Here is a 7,863-nt window from a genome sequence, read left to right as displayed (position 1 = left end):
CTGGTTGAAGCTATTGTCGGTACCAATCGCTCTTGGGTTCTATGCCTACTTTAAGCGCTCGAGCGATCATGAATCAGCACTGGTACCAATGGTACACTTATTGACATTTCTCGGCTTCACATTGTACGCATTGATTTTGATTCGTTCACAGCTTAATCCGATGATTAACGAGAACGACCCTTCGTCACTCGCCCGGCTCAAGAGTTACCTCTCCCGCGAGCAGTACGGCACCGACAATATGATCGCTGCTATGTTCAACCGCCGTGGTCCATTCTGGGAATACCAGATTAAGAAGATGTACCTCCGCTATTTTGATTGGAACTTCATCGGTATCGCCCGTGACATATACTCCGGTGAGAAAGACTTCTCCGGTAACGGTGTCTGGCGGTATTGGGGCTTGCCGTTCTTTGTCGGTTTGTATGGTGCTTATCATCATTTCATCAAAGACCGGAAACGCGCCTTTGCGAATTTAGTGCTGTTTTTAATGACTGGATTGGCGATTGTTCTCTATGTCAACCAAGACGATCCACAGCCCCGTGAACGTGATTATTCCTATACTGGTTCGTTCTTCGCGTTTGCGATTTGGATTGGTATCGGTGCCGTGGGAATCATTGAAATGATTTTAGGTTGGGTTAAGAATCCCAAGTTATCGCCTGCCGTTGCCAGCATAACTGTTGCGGCAATGCTTCTGGTTATTCCCGGTCGAATGTTGGCGGTGAATTACCATGAGAACGACCGCAAAAATAATTATGTAGCGTGGGACTACTCTCACAACATTTTACAGAGTTGTGAACCGAATGGAATTCTCTTTACAAATGGCGACAACGATACCTTCCCGTTATGGTATTTACAGGAAGTAGAAAACGTTCGCCGCGACGTAGCAGTTGTGAATTTATCGCTGGTCAATACCGGCTGGTATATCAAACAGATGCGTGACAAATTCAAAGTACCAATTAGCTTTGACGATAGCTTTATCGATATGTATGTCGATGCAGTAACCGAAGATGCATTGATGGCGAGGTATTGGCCACCCAATCGCCGCCGCATCACGATTAATTCACCCGATGGTCCCCTGAGTTGGGAAGTCCCGGCAGCGTTTTACATTCCAACTGAACAGAATCAAAAGGATCGGTCGCCAAATTTCATCCGGGTGCAGGATATGATGATTATCGATATCATGCGGACAAATGTCAACCGCGATGGAACATGGAAACGTCCAATCTATTTTGCGGCAACGGTATCCAATTCCTCGATGGCGGGTCTAGCGAATTTCGCGATGATGGAAGGTTTGGCATTCAAAATCTATCCGAAACCACGGAACATGCGCATCAACCCGGAAAAGATGTATCAGAAGATGCTCGTCGAGTTTAAGGATCATTACCGCCATTTGGATGATCCGTTGGTTTATTACAACGAAAATGAAAACCGCTTGTTGCAGAATTATCGTAGTTGTTTCCTTCAGTTGGCGTTCCACTATTACGAGCAAATTCAAACGCCGGAGGAACGGAAAGCGGTTTCTAACATTCCTGCCGCGGAGTGGGAGCGCCGGTTTAACGAATTGCCAAACCGCGAGAAGACATTGTATGTCCTCGACTTCATGGGCAAGATTATCCCGGAAGATGTGATCCCGCTCGATGCGCCAGAGCTGGTTTTGCAGATGGGTAAAATCTATCATGAATTGGGACGTCCCGAAGAGCTCGAAAAACGTTTGAACAAACTGCAGAGTGTCGAGAATCCGACAACGGAAAATCTGTTGATGCTCGGCGCTGCCTATGAGCAGTTCCTGCAAAAGCCCGCCGAAGCGAAGAAAATCTTTGACCGCGTTATCGGAGCTTCTCCAACAGCGGAAGGGTTGTACAATGCTGGTGAGATTCTCTATCGCAGTGGTCTCGATAGTGTCAGTGCGCGGATGTTTGTTCAAGCAGCACGGATGGGTGGTCTACCGCAGGATAAAATGACCCGGGTCGGTTCCTATTTGGTACAAATGGGACATTACAACGAAGCCGAAAGCATTCTCCTGCCGGCTTATCAAGCGAATCCCGAGGACGGCACTTTGTTAGGCTCGTTGATTGCAGTGTATGAGCGTTCCAATCAACCGACAAAGGTGGAAGGGTTGCTGGATTCGTGGGTGAAACGACACCCCACCGACACCGGTGCAAAACAACGGCTGGACGATGTACGCGCACAATTGGGTAAATCAGTAACGGCGAAGAAAACCGATACTAAAAAATCTGGCGGTGTTGGAATTAAACCAGCCGGGAAGAAGAAGTAGCTTCGCGCCACCAGTAGCGCGATGGCTTAGTTACAAAACGCCGGACAGCGAAAGTGAGTCCGGCGTTTGAATGAAAACAATGTCTGGGCAGATAACCGAAAAACTACAGGAACTATTAACAGTTGTAATTCCCCATCATGGTGGGGAACGGATGTTGCTCGACTGTTTGTCTTCTATCGAGAAATCCAGCCAGTACCTGCCTCAAGTGTTGTTAGTCGACAATGCTTCGCCCGACGATTCGGTACAAAAAGCGAAAGCGCTGTATCCGTGGCTGAAGATACTTCCTTCCGAAACCAATCGGGGATATGCCGGCGGTTGCAATTTCGGTTTGGCAGCGGTTACAACCCCATATACGTTGCTTTTGAATAACGATGTCATTGTCGAACCGGATTGCTTCGACCGGTTAGTCGAACGGATGGAAGCAAATCTCAGGTTAGCGGCAGTACAGCCAAAGATTCGTTCCTACCAAAACCCGGAGTTGTTTGATTATGCTGGAGCAGCTGGCGGATTAATCGATTTCGATGGTATCCCGTTTAGTTATGGTAGAATTCTTGATGTGATGGAAGTCGATCAGGGACAATACGACGATGTCCAACAGATATTTTGGGCATCTGGAACGGCAGTAGTGTTTCGTATGTCAGCACTCCGGGAGGTTGGAACTCTCGAAGAGAGTTTTTTTGCTCATCAAGAAGAGATCGACCTCTGTTGGAGGCTTTGGAGTGCCGGTTGGGAAGTTGAAGCGGTGCCAAAAGCAGTGATATATCACCGGGGAGGCGCGACACTCAACCGTTCCAGCAATTGGAAGCTCTACCTCAATCACCGGAATAGTTTGGCGATGTGGGTTCGGAATGCCGAATATTTGACCATGCTCCCGGTATTGCGCCGGGTCACTCTTGAAATCGGGGCATTCGGAGCTTACCTTTCACGAGGAGAAATCCACCGGGCGTTGCACCAAGTCAAAGCATGGCGAGATTTCGTTTCCAAGCTCCGCATTACGTGGTCGGAACGTAAGCGCCTCCAAGCGCTAAGAAAACGGTCCGATGACAGTTTCCCGGGGCGGTACCGCGGATCGGTGGTATGGCAATTCTACTTTCGCCGACGACGCGCCACCGCGGCTTTTTTTCGATTCGATTCAACCGATAGACGAGGAGAGTAAGACTATGCACGTGCGACTGAGTACGGTTCTCTTGGTTGGGATGCTGACGCTGGCAGTGGTTGCCTCGGCGGCGGAGTTGCCGAAAAAGTATGGCATCGAACTCCGCGGCGGGTACGGAATGGCTGCCATGGAAGACGTAAACAACATGACGGACACCCTTTGGGGAAATGGCAGAACAACCGGTACCAAGCCTGATGGCTCCCCCTCGTTCGGTTTGTCGTTGTTGTATCGGACACACCAGAACTTCCAATGGGAATTTGGTTACAATTCCTTAGGAATGTCCCGCTTTGAGTCAGAGAATTCCGTAACGAAGAAAATGTCGACAATGGATGTCAAAGGCAGTGAATTTTACATCATGCCTACTTTCCGTTGGGACATTACCGAAGCGATTTCGTGGGGTATTGGCGCTGGACCAAACTTCTGCTTTGCTTCCGCCACCCGTTCCGGCGATATGTCCGACCTGAACTTCCCGGAAGCGAACGGAAGAACAATTGGTGGGATGGCGAAAATATTTGCTGAAATCGGTTTAGGTGAGAGTAATGGTATTCACCTTTCCGCTGGGTATCGTGACCATTACGTTGATCGCGTTCGCTGGGAAGATGCCGATGGTAACAAGACAGTTGTAACCATCAGCCCCTCAAATACGTTGAATTTACCGATTGATTATTCCGGTGCGTTCTTTCAGGTCGGCTGGCGCTTCTACTACCAACCGAAGCCTTGGAAAGCGGAATAAAGCGTTTCTAATTCTCTTCCTCTAACGATGGAAACTCGACGGGTATCGGTCGATTCGTGTCCTGTATGCGGCTCGACCGATAACCGGATTTGGTTGGCATTACCCGACCGTTTTCGTCTTGAGAACGCGGAGCTATGGAACTTAGCGCGGTGCCGAAGTTGCGGTGCCGCGTTTTTAGTGCAGTTACCGCCTCTCGAAGCAATGGCGGACTATTATCCTGCCGATGGCTATGACCCCTTTATTACAACTGCCGGGACGAAGTCCTTCGTCGACCGTCTCTACGTCCGGTTACGTACCTTTTCGTTAGCGCTCCGTTTTCGCCGATTAGGACATCCAAAACACGGCAATCGTTTGCTCGATGTCGGGTGTGGTACCGGAGAATTTTTAACTCGGGCAAAACAAAGCGGTTGGAATGGAGCAGGGATCGATGTCTCGCCGCTTGCTGTCGAAGCGGTACGGAAAGCCGGATTCCCTTGCCATCAGGGTGATTTACTGTCTTACTCCGCTCCTGAGAGTGCTTTTCATGCGATAACGTTTTGGCACTCCCTCGAACATACTTCCCAACCGAAAGCAGTATTAGAGAAAGCGGTTTCTCTGCTGGCTCCGAAAGGGAAAATCGTAATCGCCGTTCCCAATGCTACCTCGTGGGATGCCCGTATCTACCGCGAAAACTGGATTGCCTACGACGCGCCGCGCCACTGTGTGATGTTTACACCGGAGTCGTTGCGACAGTTAGCCGAAGATGCTGGTCTCCGGGTGCGCAGTGTATCGGGACTTGCCTTCGACCTTGCCTACAACCTGCTCCATAGCGAACGCCTCATAAAATCCCGCACCGGGAAAACATCGCTGCTCGCTCCCTTCCGCCTCGGCTGGGCGGGACTTCCCGCACTCGTAGGCGGTGAAGCCGGCGCGTCCGTCATCGTCCTCGTCGCCGAAAAACCTTAGACCTGTACCGGTGACCTGTAGGACAGACACTCTTGAGACCATTGATTATTCCGCTCATCCTGTCTTTGCGAGGAACGCAGGTCGCAACCTTGTGCGACCGCAGTGACGAAGCAATCTCATAGTTGAAAATAAGTACTTGTTTTTGAGATCGCCACGTCATTCCACTTCGTATCTGCTTCGCAGGATACTTCGCTGCATTACGAACCTTTCACAAAGATTCATTTGAGTTCGTGATTCTGCTCTACTTCACATGCGCAGAATTCCTCGCGAATCCGCTTTTGTCAAAGGTCGCACTCTTGTATGTCCATTCTGATACTTCTGAAATTCATCTTACGTATAATTTTCGGTGTACGGGCGAACCTTGTGTTCGCCCTCTTAGAAAACACATGCATCGAATTGAATCGAAGCCAAACCCTCGAACACATCTCGCTCCTATCTTATTACATATTCGATTTCTCCAAACCTTTTACAATCTGCTACCAATTTCATTGCGACTTATCAAATTGCTTTCTACCTTACCAGTAACCAACATCGAGCATACCTAATGAATCGTCAACGGTTAATCTTTACATTGTTTCTCTCTCTTTTTTTCTTCGCAACAATTCCCACTGTTTTCGCGCAAGACAGCTTGAACGTAAGTTGTCTCGGGCGGTATTGGCACACATCATCGAATGATGTTGAGGTACGTGGCGCTTACGCTTATGTCGCTGACGGGGATTATGGTTTACGGATTATCAACATCAGCAATCCTGTTACTCCACAACAAGTTGGTCATTGCCAAACAGTAGGCAACGCGCGACGAATTACAGTATCCGGTAGCTATGCATTCATCGCAGAAGAAAACGCAGGTTTGAGAATCATTGACATCTCAAATCCTGTATCGCCATATGAAGTTGGATTTATTGTAGTTAACTCCGAATTTGTTCCAATATTTGCAGACGATGTCGCTGTTTCTGGTTCTTATGCATACATTGCCAGTAACTCACTCGGTTTGCAAGTGATCGACGTTAGCAATCCCGCAAATCCACGATACATAGGACATTGCGAAACCCCAGGAATGGCGTTTGGGATAGTTGTTTCTGGTATGTATGCCTATGTCGCAAACAGCTCGTCTGGACTACGGATAATTAACATAAGTAATCCTAACCATCCATTTGAAGTGGGGTCTTATGATACACCCGGTCATGCCTTTGGTGTTGCACTATCCGGTGCAAATTGTTACGTAGCCGATTTGGATTCCGGTTTGCAGATAATCAACATTAGCAACCCCGCAACGCCATACAGATCAGGATTTTGTCACATACAAGGAGCCGCGTGGGACATTGCAGTTAACGACTCTTTCGCCTATGTCGCGGATGAACTATATGGTCTTAGAACGATTAATATCAGCAATCCGAGCAATCCTCAAGAAGTCGGATACTTTGCAACCTATGGACAAACGTGTGGTGTGAGGGTTTCTGGTTCTTTAGCTTATATCGCAAATAGCGGAAAAGGTTTACGAATTGTAAATATTAGCAATCCAGTTAATCCGGTTGAAACTGGTAACTACTCGATTCCCGGAAACGCGTATGATGTCGCTGTTTCTGGTTCAAATGCTTTTATCGCTGACGGAAGTGTGGGAATAAGGGTACTCAATATCAATCAACCTTCAAATTTGCATGAGGTAGGTCACTTTAACACACTCGGTTTCGCAAGTAGAATCACTTTGTCAGATACTTGTGCGTATGTTGCATATGGGTATTACGGTTTGAGAGTTATTGGAATCGGTAATCCGGCAACTCCCCATGAAGTAGGTTCTTATGATACACCCGGAAATGCGAATGACGTCGCTGTTTCTGGTTCATTATGTTTTGTGGCGGATGGTTATGAAGGGTTACAAATTGTCAATGTTGAAAACCCATCTAACCCACAACGCATAGGATTTCTTGATACACCCGATTATGCATTGCGGGTCGCAGTTTCTGGATCTTTCGCCTATGTTGCCGATCTAGATTCTGGTCTACGGATCATAAACATTAACAATCCTGTGAGTCCAATTGAGGTTGGATCATACGTTACACACAGGGGCGCAAGTGGAGTCGCTGTAACGGGTTCTATTGCTTTCGTCGTAAGCAACGGCATCGGACTTCAGATCTTTAATGTGAATAACCCTTCAGTTCCTCAAATTATTGGGGAATTGGTCACTTCAACTTACATGGCAGGTGTTACCGTTTCTGGTAACTACGCCTTCATAGCTGAAGACAATTTTGGTTTTAGAATTATCAACATAAGCAATCCAGCTGATCCTCGGGAGGTAGGGTATCATAGTACACAGAGCTATGCCCGTAAGATTACGGTAACGGGGTCGCTGGCTTATGTCGCTGCCGGGCAAGAATTCGGTATCTACGACTGTTCCCAAGCCCTTGGCGTAGTCGAACGTAACAGCAATGCGATCCCCGACGTTTTCCAAATCGAGTCGGTGTATCCCAATCCCTTCAATGCTTCCGCTACTCTTACGTATTCGCTGCCCGCTCGCGCTGATGTGAAACTCGAATTGTTCGATATGACTGGACGTAGCCTCGGAACAATCGTTGACTGGGCACAGGAAGCGGGAACCTACACCGCTCGCATCAATGGCACAGGGCTCTCCTCAGGGGTATACTTCGCAAATCTGACTGCTGGAAAGCAATCGGAGAGCAAGCGGCTCGTGCTCGTCAAGTAGATTGTATGGAATTTGTCCGGTATCCTTCTTGTCTCTGCCGGACAAATTCCGTATTT

At 48.2% G+C, this 7,863-nt stretch carries 5 protein-coding genes; all 5 read left to right on the top strand.

The features are described 5' to 3' along the window. Positions 1-2,272, top strand: a 2,272-nt coding sequence (locus OEM52_12045) for a tetratricopeptide repeat protein (protein ID MDK9700869.1), incomplete at its 5' end; no start/stop codon positions are given. 70 nt (positions 2,273-2,342) lie between these two features. Further along, positions 2,343-3,428 (top strand): glycosyltransferase family 2 protein, encoded by a 1,086-nt coding sequence (locus OEM52_12040; GenBank protein MDK9700868.1) that lies wholly within the window; start codon positions 2,343-2,345, stop codon positions 3,426-3,428. A 4-nt stretch (positions 3,429-3,432) separates the two neighbouring features. Then, positions 3,433-4,161, top strand: a complete 729-nt coding sequence (locus tag OEM52_12035) for a hypothetical protein (GenBank protein MDK9700867.1) — start codon at positions 3,433-3,435, stop codon at positions 4,159-4,161. A gap of 27 nt (positions 4,162-4,188) precedes the next feature. Beyond that, positions 4,189-5,106, top strand: a complete 918-nt coding sequence (locus OEM52_12030; GenBank protein MDK9700866.1) for a class I SAM-dependent methyltransferase — start codon at positions 4,189-4,191, stop codon at positions 5,104-5,106. A 628-nt stretch (positions 5,107-5,734) separates the two neighbouring features. Beyond that, a complete protein-coding gene (locus OEM52_12025) occupies positions 5,735-7,807 on the top strand; it encodes a T9SS type A sorting domain-containing protein (GenBank protein MDK9700865.1) in 2,073 nt (690 codons plus the stop codon). Positions 7,808-7,863: the final 56 nt, after the last annotated feature.

This window comes from bacterium (assembly GCA_030247525.1).
Taxonomy (GTDB): domain Bacteria; phylum Electryoneota; class JAOADG01; order JAOADG01; family JAOADG01; genus JAOTSC01.
The sequence above is the reverse complement of the archived record's forward strand: the minus strand, read 5'-3'. Positions and strand labels throughout refer to the sequence as shown.